The sequence below is a fragment of the Amycolatopsis sp. NPDC102389 genome (assembly GCF_044765885.1).
GTDB lineage: Bacteria > Actinomycetota > Actinomycetes > Mycobacteriales > Pseudonocardiaceae > Amycolatopsis.
In genome coordinates, this window is the sequence record NZ_JBIWKX010000072.1 from 1 (window position 1) to 20,921 (window position 20,921).

Here is a 20,921-nt window from a genome sequence, read left to right on the forward strand (position 1 = left end):
GCCGCGGGTCATGGCCGCCTGGACCGACGACGACTACCCCAACACGTTTTTCCCCGGGGGGCGGGGCCGACCGGCCCGCGCGCCCGCTGACTTGTGCGAGCCTGTCGGCGGAGCTGAAGATCGACGCCGAAAGGCGACCACGCGTGAACCCGCCCGGCCGAAGGCCCCGCTATCGCGGTGGCAGGACACCCTGCTCGCGATCGTGAGATAGATGACCAGGCAGTGTCCTGCCGACGCCGATCGCGGACGCGGGTTCACCAACAGACATAGGGGCGGAACATGGCGAACGGTGAACTGCTCACCCCGGTCGAACTCGACTTCCTGTGGGAGAGCGCGAACGCCGGTGAGCTGCCGTACCCGCTGCGGCTCCGCTCGCACGGGGCGACCGTGGACGAGCGCGGGGCCCTGCGGACGCAGACGCTCCAGTCGCTGAACCAGCGCCGCCTCGCCGACGAACGCGGACGTCCCGAGCCGCATATCGAGGACTACTTCGGTGTCCTCGCGAGGCCGGATCTGAGCCTGGATTGCGTCCAGCTCAACAATCCCAACACCGAACCGCTGCTCGCGGTCGCGTCCGTGCTCGGCGGGCAAGGCCTGCTGACGGTGCAGGATCCGCGCGGTTTCCACTTCCACCCCATCGCCCCGGACGGCCTCGCGAGCGCGATCGTCTCCCTTCTGCCGCCCGGCACCCGCGGCACGGAGAAGTCGATCACCCTCCCGCTGGACGGGCTCGTCGGTGCGTCGGGGGCGGACTTCCTCCAGCGTCGCCAGCCGCAGATCGACGGCACGGCGACGTCCGACGAGGACCGCAAAGCCCTGTCGCGGCTCCAGGCGCAGCCGCGGCTTCGCGGTGGACAGTTCGGCGCCAACGCGCGTAGTAAACACGGCACGCGAAGCCGGTCTTCGGTGCTGAGCTGGTTCGACACGCAGTCCGGCCGGTACTTCACCCAGGCGACCCGCGGTTCCGACGGACGGGACTGGATCACCATCGCGCCCGCGGATCCGGCGACGTTGCGGCACCGGCTCACGGAGATGCTGGGGAAGATCGCGGCTGAGTCCTCTATCGCGCGCTGACGGAAACTCGCCGAAAGGGCGCCGAGCCGCTTCCAACTCGGGTGGAGAGCGAGGCGCCCTTTCATCGAGTTTCCGTGGGCTTTCGGCCCAAAAGAGGGCGCGCGACGGTGAAGTCTCCGTCGGGCGCGGGGCGCCCTTGGGGAGACCCGTCTCGGTCGCCTTGCCGTCCCGCTAGCGTCACTTCCCGCATCCGGACGACGACTGTCGTACCCCTTCGCTATCGTGAACCCTCTGGGCGTCCCGAGGCCCAGAAGCCGAGGTGCCGGGAGGGCACGGAGCAATGCACCAGGAACACTTCACGCCGATGGCGTTCGACTTCCTCTGGGAGTCCGCCGAGCTCGGTGACCTGCCATACCCGCTGCGCGTCCGGTCGCACGGTGCGACCGAGCTCGAACGGCGGGCGCTGCGCCAGCGCGTCGACAACGAACTCCAGGCCCGCGGCCTCCGCGACGGCCGGGGACGGCTGGACCGCAAGATCGAGGATTGGCTGTACCTCCTCGCCCGCGGTTCGCTGACCATCGACGCGCTGCACATCCCCGACTTCCAGGTCCCGACGATCGCCGTGCTCGGCGCCACCGACGGCCGCGACGCGGTGATCGCGATCCAGGACCAGTCCGGGATCTGGCTGCGTGAGGCGCCGGCCGACGGGCTCCCGACCGCGGTCGTCGACCTGCTGCCCCCGGGGCAGCGCGGGTCGGAGGCGTCCGTCACGCTGCCGATCGACGACGCCCGCCGCACCGAGCCGATCCGAGCCGCCATCAACGCGACGAAGCAGTCCGAGGAGCCCGAAGCGGCGAAGAGTCGTCGCAAGGAGAAGGCGCGCGTCTCGCTCAGTGAACGCATCACCGCGGACCCGCGCGAGGCGTTCGGCAAGCTCACCGGCCAGCCGAGGCTCCGCGGCGGTCAGCTCGCAGCGAACAGCCGGTCCCACGTGGGCGCCAAGCAGCGCTCCCGGGTCCTCGGCTGGTTCGACACCGCCAGCGGCCGCTATCTCAGCACGTCACAGGCCGGTCCGGACGGCCGCGAATGGGTCACCGTCTCGCCCGCGGACGTCAAGACACTCCGGATGCGGCTCGGCGAAATGGCCGCCGGTGTGGCGGTCGACACACGTTGAGGCCACGCTCCGGGAACCCTCGCGCGGCGTCCGCCGTTGACGTCCGAGAGGCTCACCACCCTCATCCGTCCAGGCGGGCGGTATCCTGAGGGGCGGGTGTCGGAGCACCATGGGTCGTCAAGATCGTGATGGCGGGTAACAGCAGGAGCCGCCCAACCAGGAAGGGTCGAGGCCACCAGGGCCGAGTCGTATGAACCGGAAGAGCGTGCTCAGGAACCCAGTGCTCTGGATTCTCGCGGCGGTACTGGCGTTTCTCGCATACAACACGATCTTCGACAGTGATCGTGGCTACACCCAGGTGCCGATCTCGGTCGCGAACCAGCAGATCACCACGAACAACATCAAGGAAGCCTCGCAAGAGGACAAGGAGCAGCAGGTCAAACTGCTGCTGAACAAGAAGATCGAGGTCGACGGCCAGCAGGTCGACCAGATCATCGCGCAGTACCCGGCGAACGTCGCGAGCACCATCTACGACAAGCTCATCGCCCTCAAGAGCGGTGACAACCCGGTCAAGTTCACCACCAAGGTCACCCAGCAGAACGTCCTCACCCAGATCCTGATCTTCGCCATCCCGCTGGCGCTGGTGCTGGGCCTGCTGATGTGGATGATGAACAACGCCCAGGGCGGCGGGAACCGCGTCCTCAACTTCGGCAAGTCGAAGGCCAAGCAGCTCAACAAGGACATGCCCAAGACGACCTTCGGGGACGTCGCGGGCGCCGACGAGGCCGTCGAAGAGCTGTACGAGATCAAGGACTTCCTGCAGAACCCGGCGCGCTACCAGGCGCTCGGCGCGAAGATCCCCAAGGGCGTGCTGCTCTACGGGCCGCCCGGTACCGGTAAGACGCTGCTCGCGCGAGCCGTCGCCGGCGAGGCGGGCGTGCCGTTCTACACGATCTCCGGTTCCGACTTCGTCGAGATGTTCGTCGGTGTCGGCGCCTCGCGAGTCCGCGACCTGTTCGAGCAGGCCAAGCAGAACGCGCCCTGCATCATCTTCGTCGACGAGATCGACGCGGTCGGCCGCCAGCGCGGCGCCGGCCTCGGCGGCGGCCACGACGAACGCGAGCAGACGCTGAACCAGCTGCTCGTCGAGATGGACGGCTTCGACGCGCGCGGCGGCATCATCCTGATCGCCGCGACCAACCGTCCCGACATCCTCGACCCGGCGCTCCTGCGCCCCGGCCGCTTCGACCGCCAGATCCCGGTGTCCGCGCCGGACATGCGCGGCCGCAAGGCGATCCTCGAGGTGCACGCCAAGGGCAAGCCGATCGCGCAGGGCACCGACCTGAGCAGCCTCGCCAAGCGGACCGTCGGCATGTCCGGCGCGGACCTGGCGAACGTGCTCAACGAGGCCGCGCTGCTCACCGCCCGCCAGAACGGGCACGTGATCACCGACGCCGCGCTGGAGGAGTCGGTCGACCGTGTCGTCGGCGGCCCCGCCCGCAAGAGCCGGATCATCTCCGAGAAGGAGAAGAAGATCACGGCTTACCACGAGGGTGGGCACGCGCTCGCCGCGTGGGCGATGCCGGACATCGAACCGGTCTACAAGCTGACGATCCTGCCGCGCGGGCGCACCGGCGGTCACGCCCTGCTCGTCCCGGAGGACGACAAGGAATTGATGACCCGTTCGGAGATGATCGGGCGCCTCGTCTTCGCGATGGGCGGCCGGACGGCGGAGGAGCTCGTCTTCCACGAGCCCACCACCGGTGCCTCCTCCGACATCGAGCAGGCGACGAAGATCGCCCGCGCGATGGTCACCGAATACGGCATGAGCGCCCGGCTCGGCGCGGTCAAGTACGGCCAGGAGCAGGGCGACCCGTTCCTCGGCCGCTCGGCCGGCCGCCAGGCGGACTACTCGCTCGAGGTCGCGCACGAGATCGACGAGGAGGTGCGCAAGCTCATCGAGACCGCGCACACCGAGGCGTGGCACGTGCTGAGCACCTACCGCGACGTGCTGGACGAGCTGGTCATCGAGCTCCTCGAGAAGGAGACGCTGACCCGCAAGGACCTCGAGCGGATCTTCGCGACCGTCGAGAAGCGCCCGCACATCACCATCTTCAACGAGTTCGGCGACCGCAAGCCGTCCGACAAGCCGCCGATCAAGACCCCCGGCGAGCTGGCGATGGAACGCGGCGAGCCGTGGCCCCCGCCGGAGGAGAAGAAGGAGCAGCCGGTGCTGCAGCCGGCGCCGACCCCGGTCGGCACCGCGCAGGGCGGCGGCGACCTTCCCGGTGGCCCGCCGTACCCGCAGCCGGATCCGAACGCGAACCCGTACGCTCCGCCGTCGCCGGGCGCCTACCCCAACGGTGGTCGCCCCAACGGTGGGCCGAACGGCACCGGTCACTGGCCCCAGGCATATGGTGGGCAGCAGCCGGGCGGACCGGCAGGCGGTTACCAGGGTGGGCCCGTAGGCGGCCCGCCGAACTACGGGGCTCCTCCCGGATGGACCCCGGCCACGCAGCCGGGCGGCCAGCCGAACCAGCCCTGGCGTCCCGCTGAAGACCGCCCGCGCGACGGCTGGTTCGCTGACCAGCCCGGCGGTCAGCAGGACGAAGGACAGCAACGGCGTGACGACGGACAGGACGACACCAAGCGATAACGGCGACAGCCCGGTCTTCGACCAGGATCGGGCCGAGAAAGCCGTACGCGAACTCCTGCTCGCCTGTGGTGAGGACCCGGACCGGGACGGTCTCCTTGAGACCCCGGCCCGGGTCGCTCGCGCTTACCGGGAAATGTTCGCCGGTCTCTACACCGAACCGGACCACGTCCTGGACCGCACGTTCGACGAGGCACACGAAGAACTCGTGCTCGTGACGGACATTCCGATGTTCTCGACCTGTGAACACCACTTGTTGTCATTCCATGGTGTCGCCCATGTCGGCTACATCCCCAATGAGCACGGCAAGGTCACTGGTCTGTCCAAACTGGCTCGCCTTGTCGATCTCTACGCCAAGCGTCCCCAGGTCCAGGAGCGCATCACTTCACAAGTCGCCGACGCTCTGATGCGCAAGCTGAAGCCCCGCGGCGCGATCGTCGTGGTCGAGGCCGAGCACCTTTGCATGGCCATGCGCGGTATCCGTAAACCCGGCGCCAGGACGACGACGTCCGCCGTACGCGGTCTGTTGCAGACTTCGGCGTCCTCGCGGGCGGAGGCGCTGGACCTGATCAAGGGCCGTCGATGACCGCCCTGCCCCGGCCCGGCCGGTGCGCGGTGATGGGCATCCTGAACGTCACTCCCGATTCCTTTTCGGACGGTGGCCGCTACCTCGGCGTCGAGCAGGCGCTGGACCACGCGCACGAGATGTGGGCGCGCGGCGCGGATCTGATCGACGTCGGCGGGGAGTCGACGCGGCCTGGAGCGTCCCGGGTGGACGCCGAGACCGAGATTTCCCGGATCATGCCGGTGATCCGCTCGCTCGCCGCCGACGGCATCGCGATGTCCGTGGACACCACGCGAGCTGAGGTCGCCTTCGCTGCCGTCGAAGCTGGCGCGTCCGTCATCAATGACGTCTCCGGTGGGCTGGCCGATCCGAACATGGCGAAGGTCGCCGCCGAGACCGGTGTCCCGTATGTGCTGATGCACTGGCGCGGGCACAGCAAGGACATGAACGCGCTGGCGTCCTATGAGGACGTCGTCGCGGACGTGCGCGCCGAACTGCTGTCCCGAGTGGACGAAGCGCTCGCCGCGGGCGTCGACGGCGGTGCGATCGTGCTCGACCCCGGACTGGGTTTCGCGAAGAACGCCGAACACGACTGGGCGCTGTTGAACGGCCTGGATTCCTTTCTGTCACTGGGTTTCCCGGTTCTCGTCGGCGCCTCGCGCAAACGGTTCCTCGGACGCCTGTTGTCCGGAAAGGACGGAAAGCCCGCTCCGCCGGACGGCCGCGAAAACGCGACCGCGGCCGTGTCCGCGCTCGCCGCGGCGGCCGGTGCCTGGGGTGTGCGGGTGCACGAGGTCGGCGCGAGTATCGACGCCGTGACCGTCGCGGCGGCTTGGCGGAAGGGGAGTCCTGGTGTCTGACCGGATCACGTTGACCGGGTTGAGGGTCTTCGGCAGGCACGGGGTCTTCGACCACGAGAAACGCGACGGGCAGGAGTTCGTCGTCGACATCGTGGCGTGGCTGGACCTCGGCCCGGCCGCCGCGTCCGACGACCTGACCAAGACGCTGCACTACGGCGAATTGGCGGAACTCGCCGCCGGGATCGTGGCGGGCGAGCCGTACGACCTCATCGAGAGTGTCGCCGGGAAGATCGCCGAAGAGGTGCTGCGTGACGAGCGGCTGACCGCCGTCGAGGTGACGGTGCACAAGCCGTCCGCGCCGATCCCGCTGAACTTCGACGACGTCGCGGTCACGGTGCGGCGCGAGCGATGAGCCGCGCGCTGCTCTCGCTCGGTTCCAACCTCGGGGACCGGCTCGCTTTCCTTCAGTCCGCCGTCGACGCCGTGCGGCCCGCGGTCGTCGCGGTGTCGTCGGTTTACGAGACGAAGGCATGGGGCGTCGAGGACCAGCCGGACTTCCTCAACGCCGTCGTGTTGGTCGACGACCCGGCGCGGGATCACTGGGACTGGCTGCGCACCGGGCAGGCGGCCGAGCAGGCGGCGGAGCGTGTGCGCGAACTCCGCTGGGGGCCGCGCACGCTGGATGTCGACATAGTGACCGTGGACGGGGTGCGCTCCGACGACCCCCAGTTGCTGCTTCCTCATCCCGGCACGCCGGAGCGCGCGAGCGTGCTGATTCCCTGGCTGGAGATCGAGCCTGGCGCGGTGCTCCCCGGCCACGGTCCCGTCGCCGACCTCCTCGCCGCCCGTCCCGCCTCGGACCGCGAGTCCGTCCGGCTGACCTCGCTCACTCTCGCCTGACCCCTCCCGCATTTCGTCCTCTGAATGCGGTAGTTGGTGTTACGAACTACCGCGGCCTTCGGGGCCCAGGAGTCAGGTGGAGGCATGTCGCGAAAGCCACTTTCGGGACATCAGACGTCGCGAAAGTGGCTTTCGCGACATGTCCGTGTTGGCCAAGCGAGCGACGAAATGCGGGAGGTGGTCCGAGTGGTAGCAAAGGTCCCTTGCTACCCCAGCGCGGAGCGCAGGGCCGCGATGATCCACTCGGCCTGCGGCATCTGCGAGGGGAACGACGGCCAGCCGTTGATCTTCCCCAGCAGCATCCAGTACCGCTCGGCGCGCGGGTCGGTGCTGATCGCCATCCCGTCGGCCAGCCGCTTCCGCCAGGCCGGGTCGGCCGGGTCCTGGCCGTTCCGCGAAGACTGCGTGAAGATCGTCTCCGCCAGTTCGCGCCCTTCGGCCGAGTCCGGCGCGAGACCGGCTTCGAGTGCTTCGGCCGCCTTCGCGCTCCACGCCATCCACAGCTCCTGCTGCTTCGCGCCGAAGTCCGCCTTGTCCTGCTGCCGGAGCTGCGAGTGCCACTCGCTCATCCGGCGGATGGACGCGCGGAACTCCTCGTCCTGCACGAGCTCGGCGAACTCGATCCAGGCCTCCAGCTGCTCGGGCGTCGGGTCGTCGGGGAGTTCCGGTTTCGCCGAGCGCATCCGCTCGTAGAACTCCGGATCCAGTTCGAGTCCTTCGACCATGTCCGCCCAGAACTCGTCGAGCAAACGTTTGCGGTCTTCGTCCGACATCGACGCGAGTTTGTTCATCAGTTCGACCTCCTCCAGTGGTGAGTCCCGTTTGGCCACCGCTCGCAGGACCGCGCGGCGCAGTTCCAGCCGCCGGATCTGCTCGTCCAGGGCGGCGACGTGCTGGACCGCGAGGTCCCCGATGGTCGCTTCCCTGGTCAGCGCCCGCTCCACGTCCGTGAGGCCCAGCCCGAGCTCCCGCAGCGTCCGGACCAGCTCCAGGCGCGCCATCGCGGTGGCGTCGTAGAGGCGGTAGCCCGAATCGGTGCGGTCGGTCGGGGGCAGGAGCCCTTCGTCGGAGTAGAAGCGGATGGTCTTCACCGGCAGGCCGGTCCGTTTGGCCAGCTCCCCGATGGTGAAAACCGCTGCGGTGCCCATATGCCTCATCGTCGACTCTCCAGTTGGTGGAGAGTCAAGCCTGCCAGGTAGCGTTGGACCATGCACTTCACCCGGCCACGCGAGCTGGCGGTGGCCGGCCTCCTGGGGTTGGTCCTGGCCTATCTGCTCTTCCAGGTCGCCTACGGCTCCATCCCCGCGCTTCCGCTCTTCGCCGGAATCACGCTGCTCGTCCTCGCGCTCTGCGAGTTCGTGCTCGCCTTCATCATCCGTTCGCGGATCAAAGAGGGCCGCGTGCTCTCCGCGATCTCCGTCGCCCGATCGGTGGCCCTCGCCAAGGCCTCTTCGCTCGCCGGATCCGCCATGACGGGTGTCTGGCTGGCGGCTTTCGCGTATCTTTTTCCGCGACGTGACGAACTCCTCGCGGCGAGCGGTGATCTCCGTTCGGCGACGGTCGGGATCGTCAGCTCGGTGGCGCTGGTAGCTGCGGCTTTATGGCTCGAACACTGCTGCCGGACCCCCGAGGGCGGTGATCGGGACAGCGATCCCGAGCCGACCGGTTAACGCTCGAGAGCCACCGCTCGAAGTACCGACTAGGTCTCGTTCGGATTACTAGAAGGTACGGTGTTGGGCATGACCGGGGTGGGTGACGACTCGCGCGGCCGCCTTGCGGGTAGGCCGTGGCTTGTCGTCGGCTTGGTTCTCGCCGTCGGCGCGACTCTCGCATTGGTGCTTTCCGACGACCTCCGCTACTTGCGGTTGGGGATCGTCGCGGCGCTGTGGGCCGCCTTGATCGGCGCGTTCCTGGCGGTCCGCTACCGCAAGCACGTGTCGCAGAGCGAGGACGCCGTCGCCGAGGCGCAGGCCGTCTACGAGCTGGAGCTGGAACGCGAGATCGCCGCTCGCCGCGAGTTCGAGCTGGAGATCGAGGCGGAGACCAGGCAGGCCGCCGAGAGCCGCTCCCACGACGAGCTCGAAGCGCTCAGAGCCGAGGTGAGCGCCCTGCGTGAAAGCCTCCAGTCGCTCTTCGGCGGCGAGGTTCTCCTCGAACGCGTCGCGCTCACCGCGCAGGCCACCCGGATGCGGTCCCTCGACAACAAGCAGCTGATGAGCGCGGGGTCCGAAAACGGCAACGGAAAACCCCAGCTCATGGCGGCCAAGAGCACCACGATCGACGTCGACGATCGGGAGCGCGAGCGCCCGACCGAGATGATCGACCGCGTCCTCGAACCCGCTTCCGCGCGGGCCGCCACCCCGCCCGCCGCTCGCCGCAAACCGGCGAACGGCCAGGTCAACGGCACCAACGGCTACGGCCAGAGCAATCAGGGCCAGCGGCCGAAGCCGGTCGACGAGTCGACTCGCCGCAGTATGCGCAAGGCGGACGCCCGCGCCTCCAAGGCGGCCGAGGCGCTCGCCGCCGAAGCCGCCCGCCGCGAGCGGATGGAGATGTCGAACCCCGGCATGTCGCCCGCCGAGATCTCCCGTCCGATGCCGAGGGTCGACGCCCAGCGCAAGACCCCGCCGCCGGTGACGCCGGCCGAGGTGTCCCGCCCGTCGATGCCCGGGGTGTCGCGCGCCGAGGTTTCGCAGCCGTCGATGCCCACCATCGCCCGGCAGCCCCAGCGTCCGGAACCGCAGCGCCCGGAGCCCCAGCGCAACGAACCGCCTCGCCGCCCGCAGCAGTCTTCGCTGCAGCAGCGGCTCGACGCGGGCACTGTGCAGCGTCCTCCCGCGGCGCGGCCCGAGGAGCAGACCCGGAAGCAGACGCCGCCGGTGAAGCCCGCCGCGCAGGCGAAGCCGGTGAAGAAGGTCGAGCCGGACCGTCCCCGGCCGAACCGTGAGCTCGGCCTGACCCGTCCCGGGATGAAGCCGGTCGAGCGGTCTCGTCCGGCCGGTGGCACGCCGCCGCCCGCGAACAAGCCCGCCGCCCCGGAGCCGATCGAGGCCACCGGAGAGTGGAAGCCGTCGTGGACGCAGGAGCGCCCGGTCTCCGATCTGAGCGCGGCGTTCCCCCGGAAGGACGACTTCCAGGACCGGCTGCGTCCCGCGCCGCCGTCAAAGCCCCAGCAGCCCCAGCCGTCGGCCTCGCAGCCGCGTCCGGAACCGCGCCCCGAGCCGAGGCCGGAGCCGCGTCGTGACCCGGAGCCGCCGACCCCGCTGTCGATCCCTGTCGTGTCCGAGCCGCCTCGCCGGGCCGAGCCCGTGCGTCGGCCGGAGCCCGAGCCGGTGCGCCGTCCGGCGGCCGAGGCGCCGTCGCGGCACGGTTCCCCGCCCGCGGAGGAGCCGCCCGCGGTCAACCCGACGTTGCCCGAAGAGATCCGGCTGGCGCAGAACGGCGGCGGCGGACGTCGTCGCCGGGCCGCCGAGGACTCCTCGGTCTCGATCACCCCGGCCCCGAACGTCCCGGAGCCCACCGGTGGCGGCCGTCGCCGCCGTCCGGACGGGGAGCCCCCGGCCTGGCAGGGCACCGAGTCCACCGGCGGCCGTCACGGCGGCAGGCGGGCGAAGCCGGACGAAGACGAGGCGCCGTCCCGTAACGGGTCTTCGCACAGCCGTCCGGACACCTCCGACGCGGGTTCCCACGCCTCCGGCCGTTCGGTGATGGACCTGCTCGCCGCCAACGGCGCGAACGAATCCACTCCGCGGCGCAGGCGGCGTGCCGAAGACTGAGCGCATCCGGATAGGTGAACCCGCAGCGAAATCGACGCAGGGTTCACACGTGTGGCCGGTACTGTGTCGGACTTCAGCTCCACGTCCCGCCCGTGTCCCGTACCGACGGTAGGGTGACCCGCTGTGAGCGAGCCTTCCTCCCCGGCGCCCGGTCTCGACCGGCCACGCCGGTCTCGGTCGATCACCGTGCTGCTGCCGGTGCTCGGGCTGATCGCCGTCGCGCTGTGCGGGCTGTTCGTGTTCGGCACGGTGACCGAGAAGGTCGGGTTGCCCGCGGTGACCATCGGTGTGCTCGCGGCGCTGGTCCCGGTCGCCGTGGTGGTCACCGCGTTCCTGTGGGTCGACCGCTGGGAACCGGAGCCGCCGAAGCTCCTGCTGCTGGCCTTCGTCTGGGGCGCGTGCGTCGCGACGATCATCGCGTTGCTGCTCAACAGCGGTGCCGAAGCCGTCGGTGACCTGCTGCTCGGGAGTGGCGGCGGGGGCAAGATCAGCGGGCTGGTCTCCGCGCCGCTGGTCGAGGAAGCCGCGAAGGCCGCTTTCATCCTGTTGCTGTGGTGGCGCCGTCCGATCGAGTTCGACGGCGTCGTGGACGGCATCGTCTACGCCGGGTTCACCGCGGCGGGCTTCGCCTTCACCGAGAACATCTACTACTTCGGCCGCGCGTTCGCCGAGCACGGCTTCGGCGACGGCACGAGCGCCGGCGTGCTCGCGGCGTTCTTCCTCCGTGGCGTGCTGTCACCGTTCACGCATCCGCTGTTCGCCGTGATGACCGGGATCGGCCTCGGTGTCGCCGCGAGCAGCAAGGTCCGCGCGCTGCGGATCCTGGCGCCGATCGGCGGCTATCTCGTCGCCGTCCTGCTGCACGCGCTGTGGAACGGCGCCGCGCTGCTCGGCGGCGCCAAGACCTTCCTGAACGTCTACTTCCTGATCATGGTGCCGCTGTTCATCGGCGTCTTCTCGGTGGTGGTCATGCAGCGGCGCCGCGAGCAGCGGGTCGTCGCGGCCGCGCTGCCGATGATGGTGGACGCACGCTGGATCGCCCCGTCCGAGGTGCCGCTGCTGGCCAGCCTCTCCGGACGGCGGTCGTGGCGGCAGCAAGCCCGGAAGCAGTCGGGACGGGAGGCGGCGAAGGCCGTCGGCCGCTACCAGGCCAGCGTGACCGAGCTCGCGTTCCTTCGGCGCGGCCGGAAGCTCACCGACGAGGCGAAACAGCGGCAGCGTGAACTGCTGCAGGTGCTCAAGACGTCGCGGGCCGACGCCGTCCGGCTCGCCGACGGCGCGCCGCGCGGGTGACCACTGTCAGGTGAAGCTGGTCACGAGGGCCGGTTCGGACGCGCGCCGGAGGGTTACCCTCGCGCCGTCGTCCGGTACCCGCGACCGCAGAGCGGGACTGGAACGAGTTGAGGAGTTTTCGACCATGAGCGTCCATTGGCGCACGCCATGATGAGGCCCGCTCGCCTGGCCGTCGGCGTCGTTTCCGCGGGGCGCGTCGGCAGTGTCGTCGGCGCCGCGCTCGCCCGGGCCGGGCATACGGTCGTCGCCGCTTCGGGCCTTTCCCACGCTTCGGTGCGCCGGGCGGAGCAACTGCTCCCCGACGTGCCGCTCCTGCCGCCCGACGAGGTCGCCCGCAGGGCCGACCTGGTCCTGCTGGCCTTGCCGGACGACGCGCTCGCCGGGATGGTGCGCGGCTTCGTCGCCACCGGCTCGCTGCGGCCGGGGCAGATCGTCGTGCACACCTCCGGGTCGCACGGCATCGACGTCCTCGCGCCCGCCGCGGAGGCCGGTGCGCTGCCGCTGGCCCTGCACCCCGTGATGACCTTCACCGGCCGTCCCGAAGACCTCGACCGGCTGGCCGCCTGCAGCTTCGGCGTCACGGCGGCGGAGGGTGACGAAGCGGCGTGGAACGTCGGCGAGGCGCTGACCGTGGAGATGGGCGCGGAGCCCGTCCGGGTCCCCGACGAAGCGCGAGCGCTCTATCACGCGGCGTTGGCGCATGGCGCGAACCACCTGATGACCCTGGTCGCCGACTGCGCGGAACTGTTGCGGGAGGCGGGAATCGCCCAGCCCGAACGCCTGGTGGCTCCGTTGTTGTCGGCGGCGTTGGATAATGTTCTGCGACACGGGGACCGGGCGCTGACCGGGCCGGTGGCCCGTGGTGATCTCGGCACCGTGCGCAAGCATCTCGCGGTGCTGGCCGAACGTGGCCCCGACATCGCCCCGAGCTATCGCGCGCTGGCCAGGCGCACGCTGGCGCGCGGTGACGCCGCCGGGCTCTTGGACGCCTCGGCCGCCGCCGAGCTCACCGAACTCCTGAGTGATCCCGCAGATCCCGCCGAAGGGCAGCAAAACCAGTGACCACACCCAAATTCGCCCGAGGCACGCTGCACACCTTCCAGCCGCCGGAGCAGGTCAGCCAGGTGACGCGTGCGCTGCACGGCGTCGGCCGGAAGGTCGCGCTGGTGCCCACGATGGGCGCCCTGCACGCGGGGCACCGTGAGCTGATCCGCCGGGCGAAGCGGCTGCCGAACACGGTCGTCGCGACGTCGATCTTCGTGAACCCCCTGCAGTTCGGGGAGGGCGAGGACTTCGAGGCGTACCCGCGTCCGCTGGACAAGGACCTCGAGGTGCTGAAGGAGGACGGCGTCGAGCTGGGCTTCCTGCCCAAGGCGTCGGATCTGTATCCCGACGGGGCCACCGTCACGGTGCATCCCGGCGCGCTCGGCGACGAGCTGGAAGGCGCGGTGCGGCCGGGCCATTTCGCCGGCGTGCTGACCGTGGTGGCGAAACTGTTCAACATCGTGCGGCCGGACTACGCCTTCTTCGGGGAGAAGGACTACCAGCAGCTGGTGTTGATCAAGAAGATGGTGCGTGACCTGAACTTCGACACCCGCGTCATCGGGGTGCCGACGGTGCGGGAACGCGACGGGCTGGCGTTGTCCTCGCGCAACGTCTACCTGACTCCGGAACAGCGCGAGGACGCGATCGTGTTGTCGGCGGCGCTCACCGCGGGTGCCTTCGTCGGACGCGACGGCGCGGAAGCCGTGCTGGCGACCGCCAGGCAGACCCTCGCCGCGCGACCCGCGGTCGAGGTCGATTATCTGGAATTGAGGGGAACCGACCTCGGGCCCGCGCCCGTGGACGGTGAGGCGCGGTTGCTGATCGCGGCCAGGGTGGGGAGTACCCGGCTGATCGACAACGTCCCGGTGGTCCTCGGCGCGGCCGTGGACCATCCGGAACACGCGCCGGACGCAGGGGAATAGGGAGAGTCCACGATGTATCGCACGATGCTGAAATCGAAGATCCATAGGGCGACGGTCACCCAGGCCGATCTCCACTACGTCGGATCGGTGACCGTCGACGAGGACCTGATGGACGCGGCGGATCTGCTGCCGGGCGAACAGGTGTCCATTGTGGACGTCACCAACGGCGCGCGGCTCGAGACCTACGTGATCGCGGGCGAACGCGGCAGCGGGGTGCTCGGCATCAACGGCGCCGCGGCGCATCTGGTGCACCCCGGCGATCTGGTGATCCTGATTTCGTACGCGCAGATGGAGAACGCCGAGGCGGCCGCGTTCCGGCCACGGGTCGTCTTCGTCGACGCGGACAACCGGATCGTCGAGAAGGGCGCCAACCCCGGCCACGCGCCGGAGGGTTCCGGTCTGCTGAGCGGCACCGTGACCCTGGCCGACGACGACACGATGACCTTCCCGGTCGCCGAAACCGCCGACGCCCGCCGTCTCGACGCGCTGCTGCACGCCGAAAGCTGAGCCCTTGCTGCTCACGGTCGACGTCGGCAACACCAATATCGTTCTCGGCCTGTACTCGGGAAACGAGCTGATCGGTGACTGGCGCATGCGCACCGACGCGCGGATGACGGCCGACGAGCTCGCGCTGACCATGCGCGGGCTCCTCGGCTCGCACGCGGACGCCGTCACCGGGATCAGCGCGCTGTCCACGGTTCCCGCCGTGCTGCGGGAGCTGCGCGTCATGCTTTCGCGGTACTACGCGAAGGTGCCGAAGATCGTCATCGAGCCGGGAGTGCGCACCGGCGTGCCGCTCCTGGTCGACAACCCCAAGGAGGTGGGCGCGGACAGGCTGGTGAACACCCTGGCCGCGCACCATCTGCATCCGTCCACCGCCTGTGTGGTGGTGGATTTCGGGACTTCGACCAATGTGGACGCCATCTCCGCCAAGGGCGAGTTCCTCGGCGGCGCGTTCGCGCCCGGTATCGAGATCTCGGTCGACGCGCTGGCCGCGCGTGCCGCGGCGCTGCGCAAGGTGGAGCTGGTCCCGCCGCGGTCGGTGATCGGGAAGAACACCGTGGAATGCCTGCAATCCGGCATCCTCTACGGTTTCGCCGGCCAGGTCGACGGCCTCGTGAAGCGGATCAAGCGCGAGCTCTCGCCGGGCGGGGCGGATCCGGTCGCGGTGATCGCGACCGGCGGCCTCGCGCCCTTGGTGCTCGGCGAGTCCGAGACGATCACCGAGCACGCGCCGGATCTGACGTTACTGGGCCTCCGGCTGGTCTACGAGCGCAACCACGCCCCGTCCCGTTCGTGACCCGCAACTCGCGTGATCAGAGCCGTAACTCGCGTGCTTGGAGCCGTAACTCGCGAGTTACGGCTCCAAGCACGCGAGTTACGTGCCTGATCACGCGAGTTACGCCTCTGATCACGGCGGGGTGCTCGTCGCCGTGCACCTCGGTCCAGATCCGCGCGGGACCCGCCAAGGCGGGCAGGTCGTGAACGCCGCCTTCCAGTCGGTCATCGTTTACGCGCCCGGAAGACGGTGGTGGTGAGCGGCAGGTCGAATTCCCCCGAGGCGGTTTCCGGGTTCCGGTCGAGGAATTCCCGCGCCGTGCGAAGTTTGGCTTCGCGTTCCTCCGCCGTCGCCACCAGCATGTGCGAATGGGTCGCGAGAGTGGCCACCAGGGTTTCCGCAGTCCTGGGCTGTTTGTGGCCGAACGTCTGCTTCTCGAACGGCTCGAAGGCCTCGTGTTCCGGCAGTGATTCGTAGTCGCTCAGCCAGCGCCTGCTCATCGACGTCTTGATCAGCTTGTTCAGCTCCGCCGGCCAGCCCGCCGACTCGTCGTCGTGGTTCCACAGCGCGGCTACGACGCCGCCCGGCTTCAGCACCCTGGCCATCTCCGGGTAGGCCCGGTCGAGGTCGAACCAGTGGACGGCCTGGCCCACCACCACGGCGTCCACGGACCCGTCCGGCAACGGGATCTCCTCGGCGGTCCCGATGAGCGGGGTCACGGCGGGAAGCGCCTTGGTGAGTTCGGCGAGCATCTTCTCGTCCGGTTCGACGGCGGTGACCGCGACGCCCAGCGTCAAAAGTCCTTCGCTGACCTTGCCGGTCCCGGCCGCCAGGTCCAGGACCCGCTCCGGTGTCCCCGCCGCGCCGGCCAGCCCCCAGGCCAGTGCCTTTCGCGGATAATCCGGCCGATGCGCGGCATAGGCGGCGGCCTCCGCGCCGAACGAGGCGGCGCGGCGTGCGTGCAGTTCTGGTTCGATGCCGGGAGTGGATGAGTTCACGCGATCCAGGTTAATGGAGAGAAAACCAGCCGGTCCGGACCCGGAAAAGGTAATCCGGTTGGCGTAGGGAACCGGCGGGTTCGTACGCTGTGCGCCATGACTGAAATCCCCGCATCCGAGGGCGTGAGCCCCGACGAAGACCTGCCGGAACAGATGCGGGTGCGCCGGGACAAGCGCGACCGGATAATCGCGGAGGGTATCGATCCGTATCCGGTCGAGGTGCCTCGGACGCACTCGCTGGCCGAAGTGCGCGCGAAGCATTCCGGTCTTCCTGTCGACACCGCCACCGGCGACATCGTCGGTATCACCGGCCGGGTCATGTACATGCGCAATACCGGCAAACTGTGTTTCGCGAGTCTTCGTGAAGGCGACGGCACGGAGTTGCAGGCGATGCTCAGCCTCGCGAAGGTGGGCGAGGACGCGCTCGCGGCGTGGAAGTCCGATGTCGATCTCGGTGATCACGTATTCGTCTCCGGTGAGGTCATCACCTCCAAGCGCGGTGAGCTTTCCGTGATGGCCGACTCCTGGCGCATCACGTCGAAAGCATTGCGCCCGTTGCCCGTGGCGCACAAAGATCTCGCCGAGGAAACGCGGATCCGGCAGCGTTATGTCGATCTGATCGTGCGTCCCAAGGCGCGGGACGTGGTCCGCACCCGCGCCGGTGTGCTGCGGTCCCTGCGTGACTCGTTTCACGGTCGAGGATTCCTCGAGGTCGAGACCCCGATGCTGCAAACGCTGCACGGCGGTGCCGCGGCCCGGCCATTCGTCACGCATTCGAATGCCTTCGACCTCGATCTGTACCTGAGGATCGCGCCGGAGCTGTACCTCAAGCGTTGCGTGGTCGGCGGTATCGAGAAGGTCTTCGAGATCAACCGGAACTTCCGGAACGAGGGCAGCGACTCGTCGCACTCGCCCGAGTTCGCCATGCTCGAGTACTACGAAGCGTATGCGACCTATGACTCCAACGCGGTGATGACGCGTCAGCTCATCCAGGAGGCGGCGCAGAACGTTCTCGGCACTCAGGTGGTCACTCTCGCCGACGGTTCGGAGTACGACCTGTCCGGCGAGTGGACCACGCTCGGAATGTACGAGTCGTTGTCCGAGGCGTTGTCGGAAGAGGTCACTCCCGAGACACCGGCGGACAAGCTGCGTTCCTATGCCGAAGCGCGAGAGCTGGAGCTCGACCCAAAGTTAGGCCACGGCAAACTCGTCGAAGAACTTTGGGAACATCTCGTCGGCGATCATCTCCACGAACCCACTTTTGTCCGTGATTTTCCGGTCGAGACATCCCCGCTGACCAGGCAACATCGCAGCAAGCCGGGGGTCGCCGAGAAGTGGGATCTCTACGTGCGCGGATTCGAACTGGCCACCGGATACTCCGAGCTGGTCGATCCCGTGGTAGAGCGTCAGCGTCTGGTGGAACAGGCCCGGCTGGGTGCGCAGGGCGATAGTGAGGCCATGAACCTGGATGAGGATTTCCTCCGTGCGCTGGAGTACGGAATGCCGCCGAGCGGTGGTGTCGGAATGGGGATCGACCGGTTGCTGATGGCGCTGACCGGCCTTGGTATCCGGGAGACCATCCTGTTCCCGCTCGTCCGACCTGAATAACCCGTCCGCGTGAGGAGATACCTCGATCGTTCTCGTAAACAAGATTTGCGTTATGAGTCGGTAGCGGGTATTAATGTCGCTAGACAAAGTCTTCTGTCCGGGGCATGCCCCGTACCAGATCATTCGTGTAAGCCCCCAGCAGGAGGAAACAGATGGCACAGAAGGTGCTCGTCTCGCTCGTCGACGACCTCGACGGCACTGAGGCGGAAGAGACCGTCGAGTTCGGTTTGGACGGTGTGAGCTACCAGATCGACCTTTCCGCGGAAAACGCGGAAGAGCTTCGTGACGCGCTGGCCCAGTATGTGGAGCACGCCCGCCGCGCGGGTGGCCGTAAGCGCACCGCCATTCGTCCGGTCGCCGGCGTGAAGGCCGCCGCCCGTCCCGCGACCGTGGACCGCGAGCAGAACCAGGCCATTCGCGCCTGGGCCCGCAAGAACGGCTTCCAGGTTTCCGACCGCGGACGTATCCCGTCCGAGGTCGTGGAGGCCTACCACAAGAAGAACTGAGGTCTTTCAGACCAGACGGCCGCCGGGAAACTGTTCCCGGCGGCTTTCTTGTTCTTGTACACGGTTCAAGCGGGCGTACTCGGTGGGCGCCCATCCGGTCACGGAGCGGAAATCCCGGATGAAGTGCGCTTGGTCGCTATAGCCCAGCTCCGTCGCCAGTTCCGCGTAGTCCGGCCGTTCCTCGGCGGCGATCCGTGCCGCCGCCTCGTTCAATCGGTATACCTGAATCGCCCATTTGGGGGCGGTACCGACATGTTCGGCGAACAGGCGTTGCAGGCTTCGTTGAGACAGGCCCGTCCGGCTTGACAGCTCGGCGACCCGGGTAATGGCCGGGTCGGCCGCGATTGTTTCCACCGCTTCGATGGCCGTCGTGGCCGCGGCGGTGAGCACAGGGCGTTTCGCGAGGAGCAGTTCCTCGGCGGTACGGACCATTTCGAAGTCGTCCGTCGCATTCCGTACCGATTCCGTCACTCCTCCGGCCCCCGGGAAGAGATCGGTGAGCGGAACGGAACCGCCGGAGATCATCGAGACCGGACCGGTGAGGAATGCCCGGAACGCCCCCGGCCGGAATCGCACGCCGATCCCGTGGTCCGTGCCCGCGACGACGTAGCGGAAAGGTCGTTTCCCCGGACCGAACGCGCCCGCCGCGTCGCGGAAGAACGTGACGTTCACCGCGAGATTGGGCAAAACCAGCTGTTCGTGGGGCGGGCCGTCACCCAGATCCCAGCGCAGCACCCAGTGGTGGTCGACGAACGGGCGCAGTTCCGGCGCGGGCCGATGACGGACGAGGCCGAACTTCGCCTCCCGCGCGTTGACGATCCCCGCCGGGATCCGGTGCCCCTTCACCGGATCAACCTAACTCTGTCGCGTTTCTTCAAGACAGCGCGCCGGTTCCCGTGAGTTCATGCCCTCATGTCCGAACACGCTGCCCTGATCGCCCCCGCCGCCGCGGAATTCACCGGAATCCTGCGCCGGATCGGCGAGTCCGACCTCTCCGCGCGGACCCCGTGCGCCGAGTACGACGTCCGCGCGCTGCTGAACCACCTTCTCTACTGGGGTCCCTGGCTCGAAGCCGCCGGGCACAAGGCGGCACCGCCCGAGGTGTCCTCCGGTGAGGCCGAAGCGGACCTCGTCGGCGGCGAATGGCTCAGTGCCATCGAGAAGCAGACGGCGCGGCTCGTGGACGTCTTCGGGGCACCCGAGGCGTGGCAGGGCATGACGGCGCTCGGCAAGGCGGAAATGCCGTCCTCGATCGTCGGCGACATGGTGCTCGGCGAGTTCGTCTTCCACGGCTGGGACCTGGCGAAGGCGACCGGCCGCTCGCTCGACGTCGCACCCGAAGCGGCCGAAGCCGTCTTGGCGTCCGCTGTGGCGATGGGCGATCAGGCCCGGGCGATGAAGGTGTACGGAGACGAGGTGACCGTCGCGGACGACGCGTCGGCGTTCGAGCGCGCTTTGGGTGCGACGGGACGAAACCCCGGCTGGACCCGTTAGCGCGTTCGCGGACAACCTCCGCATTCCGATTCCGCGGGAAGCAGATAGTTGAAACAGCAGGCTTCGCGGTTTCTCGTCCACTCGCGGCGTCCGTCGGCTCCCGAGGCCAGCGTCAGCTTCGACGCGGACGTCAGCGGCGGGAACCGCGCTTCGAGGACCAGCGCGGCGTCCGCGACCCCGGCGCCCTCGGCCTCCGGGGTCCCGCCCAGCCGTCCCGCCGACCACAGCGCGTTGTCGAGCGCGTCGGTCGCGGCCGCCCACAGCTGTCGCCGCCCGAGCCTCGTCAGCGGCCCGTAGACATCGATGAACCGGCTCGCGTGCGCGACGAACCGGCCCCGCAGGACGGTCGCCAGCGCCCGCTCGTCCGGGACCACGACGGCCCTCGGATGTGCTGAGCCGGGGTCCGTCGGCAGGCAGTGGAAGCCGCTCCCGAGGACGGCCACCGAGTCGGGATGGGGCCGGTCGGCGCCGATCCGGAACGCCAGCGCGGACGGCGCCAGCGACGGGACGCGACGTTCGTGATGGAGCAGCATCGCGCCGGCGATGGCCGGGACGTGCAGGTACCAGGACAGGATCCAGCTCGCCGGGGTCCGTTCGGGGATCGCGGCCGCCTCCGGGTACGTCACGGCCAGCCGGCCGCGGAGGCGCTCCCGCCAGCGCACGAGACGGACCGGTTCGCGGAGCAGATCACCGCAGCGGACCCAGTCCGGCTCGCCCTCGGGCACGTCCGCGCGGAGCCGGGCGTCTTCGGGCATCCTCGACAAGGAGGCCGCGAGCCCGTCTTCGGGTGACGCGAGCGTCTGAGGATGCGACACGTCGGCCTCCCGTCATTAGGTACGCCTAACCTTACATACCGTCCGTGACTACTCCGGACGGGTGTCCATCCACTGGGCGGAGCCGTGTTCGCGCTCAGCGGACAACGCTCGTCCGGCGGAATCCGGACGCGTGTTCGCA

21 protein-coding genes are annotated in these 20,921 nt (G+C 68.9%); 17 read left to right on the forward strand and 4 right to left on the reverse strand.

Annotation, left to right across the window (positions count from 1 at the left end; all coding sequences use genetic code 11):
* Positions 1 to 279: 279 nt before the first annotated feature.
* The 7 genes from ACIRGA_RS35990 (at position 280) to folK (ending at position 7,046) form a co-directional block, all read left to right on the forward strand.
* Positions 280 to 1,074, forward strand: coding sequence for an ESX secretion-associated protein EspG (locus tag ACIRGA_RS35990; protein WP_400950120.1), 795 nt, complete (start codon positions 280 to 282; stop codon positions 1,072 to 1,074).
* A gap of 280 nt (positions 1,075 to 1,354) precedes the next feature.
* Positions 1,355 to 2,188 (forward strand): ESX secretion-associated protein EspG, encoded by an 834-nt coding sequence (locus ACIRGA_RS35995; protein ID WP_400950123.1) that lies wholly within the window; start codon positions 1,355 to 1,357, stop codon positions 2,186 to 2,188.
* Between the two features lie 190 nt (positions 2,189 to 2,378).
* Positions 2,379 to 4,784: an ATP-dependent zinc metalloprotease FtsH gene (gene ftsH / locus ACIRGA_RS36000; protein ID WP_400950125.1), complete on the forward strand. Its 2,406-nt coding sequence runs from the start codon at positions 2,379 to 2,381 to the stop codon at positions 4,782 to 4,784.
* Positions 4,753 to 5,367 (forward strand): GTP cyclohydrolase I FolE, encoded by a 615-nt coding sequence (gene folE / locus ACIRGA_RS36005; protein ID WP_400950128.1) that lies wholly within the window; start codon positions 4,753 to 4,755, stop codon positions 5,365 to 5,367. Before ftsH ends, folE begins: the two co-directional genes overlap by 32 nt.
* On the forward strand, positions 5,364 to 6,206 hold the full coding sequence (folP, locus tag ACIRGA_RS36010) for a dihydropteroate synthase (protein WP_400950130.1): 843 nt from the start codon (positions 5,364 to 5,366) through the stop codon (positions 6,204 to 6,206). Before folE ends, folP begins: the two co-directional genes overlap by 4 nt.
* A complete protein-coding gene (folB, locus tag ACIRGA_RS36015) occupies positions 6,199 to 6,558 on the forward strand; it encodes a dihydroneopterin aldolase (RefSeq protein WP_400950133.1) in 360 nt (119 codons plus the stop codon). Before folP ends, folB begins: the two co-directional genes overlap by 8 nt.
* Complete coding sequence (gene folK / locus ACIRGA_RS36020; protein WP_400950135.1) at positions 6,555 to 7,046, forward strand: 2-amino-4-hydroxy-6-hydroxymethyldihydropteridine diphosphokinase; 492 nt, start codon at positions 6,555 to 6,557, stop codon at positions 7,044 to 7,046. The genes folB and folK overlap by 4 nt, the downstream gene beginning before the upstream one ends.
* 206 nt (positions 7,047 to 7,252) lie before the next feature.
* Here folK and ACIRGA_RS36025 read toward each other — a convergent pair whose 3' ends face one another.
* Positions 7,253 to 8,194 carry a MerR family transcriptional regulator gene (locus ACIRGA_RS36025; RefSeq protein ID WP_400950138.1) on the reverse strand — a complete coding sequence of 314 codons (942 nt, stop codon included), beginning with the start codon at positions 8,192 to 8,194 and terminating at the stop codon, positions 7,253 to 7,255.
* A gap of 60 nt (positions 8,195 to 8,254) precedes the next feature.
* On the opposite strand from ACIRGA_RS36025, the gene ACIRGA_RS36030 reads away from it, so the two are divergent.
* The 7 genes from ACIRGA_RS36030 to ACIRGA_RS36060 all read left to right on the forward strand — a co-directional run bounded on the left by ACIRGA_RS36030 (position 8,255) and on the right by ACIRGA_RS36060 (position 15,382).
* Positions 8,255 to 8,716, forward strand: coding sequence for a DUF3180 domain-containing protein (locus ACIRGA_RS36030; RefSeq protein WP_400950141.1), 462 nt, complete (start codon positions 8,255 to 8,257; stop codon positions 8,714 to 8,716).
* A gap of 69 nt (positions 8,717 to 8,785) precedes the next feature.
* On the forward strand, positions 8,786 to 10,822 hold the full coding sequence (locus ACIRGA_RS36035; RefSeq protein ID WP_400950144.1) for a DUF6779 domain-containing protein: 2,037 nt from the start codon (positions 8,786 to 8,788) through the stop codon (positions 10,820 to 10,822).
* 123 nt (positions 10,823 to 10,945) lie between these two features.
* The gene (locus tag ACIRGA_RS36040; RefSeq protein ID WP_400950146.1) at positions 10,946 to 12,115 is read left to right on the forward strand and encodes a PrsW family intramembrane metalloprotease; all 1,170 of its coding nucleotides are present in this window, start codon (positions 10,946 to 10,948) and stop codon (positions 12,113 to 12,115) included.
* A 135-nt stretch (positions 12,116 to 12,250) separates the two neighbouring features.
* On the forward strand, positions 12,251 to 13,177 hold the full coding sequence (locus ACIRGA_RS36045; protein WP_400950149.1) for a Rossmann-like and DUF2520 domain-containing protein: 927 nt from the start codon (positions 12,251 to 12,253) through the stop codon (positions 13,175 to 13,177).
* Positions 13,174 to 14,082, forward strand: a complete 909-nt coding sequence (gene panC, locus ACIRGA_RS36050; protein WP_395876196.1) for a pantoate--beta-alanine ligase — start codon at positions 13,174 to 13,176, stop codon at positions 14,080 to 14,082. Before ACIRGA_RS36045 ends, panC begins: the two co-directional genes overlap by 4 nt.
* A gap of 12 nt (positions 14,083 to 14,094) precedes the next feature.
* Positions 14,095 to 14,589 (forward strand): aspartate 1-decarboxylase, encoded by a 495-nt coding sequence (gene panD, locus ACIRGA_RS36055; RefSeq protein ID WP_016337767.1) that lies wholly within the window; start codon positions 14,095 to 14,097, stop codon positions 14,587 to 14,589.
* Between the two features lie 4 nt (positions 14,590 to 14,593).
* Positions 14,594 to 15,382 carry a type III pantothenate kinase gene (locus ACIRGA_RS36060; RefSeq protein WP_400950154.1) on the forward strand — a complete coding sequence of 263 codons (789 nt, stop codon included), beginning with the start codon at positions 14,594 to 14,596 and terminating at the stop codon, positions 15,380 to 15,382.
* 203 nt (positions 15,383 to 15,585) lie between these two features.
* Here ACIRGA_RS36060 and ACIRGA_RS36065 read toward each other — a convergent pair whose 3' ends face one another.
* Positions 15,586 to 16,359, reverse strand: coding sequence for a class I SAM-dependent methyltransferase (locus tag ACIRGA_RS36065; protein ID WP_400950157.1), 774 nt, complete (start codon positions 16,357 to 16,359; stop codon positions 15,586 to 15,588).
* Between the two features lie 96 nt (positions 16,360 to 16,455).
* Here ACIRGA_RS36065 and lysS point away from each other — a divergent pair, with 96 nt between their 5' ends.
* Positions 16,456 to 17,967, forward strand: coding sequence for a lysine--tRNA ligase (gene lysS, locus ACIRGA_RS36070; RefSeq protein WP_400950160.1), 1,512 nt, complete (start codon positions 16,456 to 16,458; stop codon positions 17,965 to 17,967).
* Between the two features lie 152 nt (positions 17,968 to 18,119).
* Positions 18,120 to 18,473, forward strand: coding sequence for an Lsr2 family protein (locus ACIRGA_RS36075; RefSeq protein ID WP_005165380.1), 354 nt, complete (start codon positions 18,120 to 18,122; stop codon positions 18,471 to 18,473).
* Between the two features lie 6 nt (positions 18,474 to 18,479).
* On the opposite strand, the gene ACIRGA_RS36080 is transcribed toward ACIRGA_RS36075, so the two are convergent.
* Positions 18,480 to 19,319, reverse strand: coding sequence for a DUF6597 domain-containing transcriptional factor (locus ACIRGA_RS36080; RefSeq protein WP_400950163.1), 840 nt, complete (start codon positions 19,317 to 19,319; stop codon positions 18,480 to 18,482).
* A 66-nt stretch (positions 19,320 to 19,385) separates the two neighbouring features.
* On the opposite strand from ACIRGA_RS36080, the gene ACIRGA_RS36085 reads away from it, so the two are divergent.
* Positions 19,386 to 19,967 (forward strand): TIGR03086 family metal-binding protein, encoded by a 582-nt coding sequence (locus ACIRGA_RS36085; protein WP_400950166.1) that lies wholly within the window; start codon positions 19,386 to 19,388, stop codon positions 19,965 to 19,967.
* Here ACIRGA_RS36085 and ACIRGA_RS36090 read toward each other — a convergent pair.
* Positions 19,964 to 20,782, reverse strand: a complete 819-nt coding sequence (locus tag ACIRGA_RS36090) for a (2Fe-2S)-binding protein (protein WP_400950168.1) — start codon at positions 20,780 to 20,782, stop codon at positions 19,964 to 19,966. The genes ACIRGA_RS36085 and ACIRGA_RS36090 overlap by 4 nt on opposite strands.
* Positions 20,783 to 20,921: the final 139 nt, after the last annotated feature.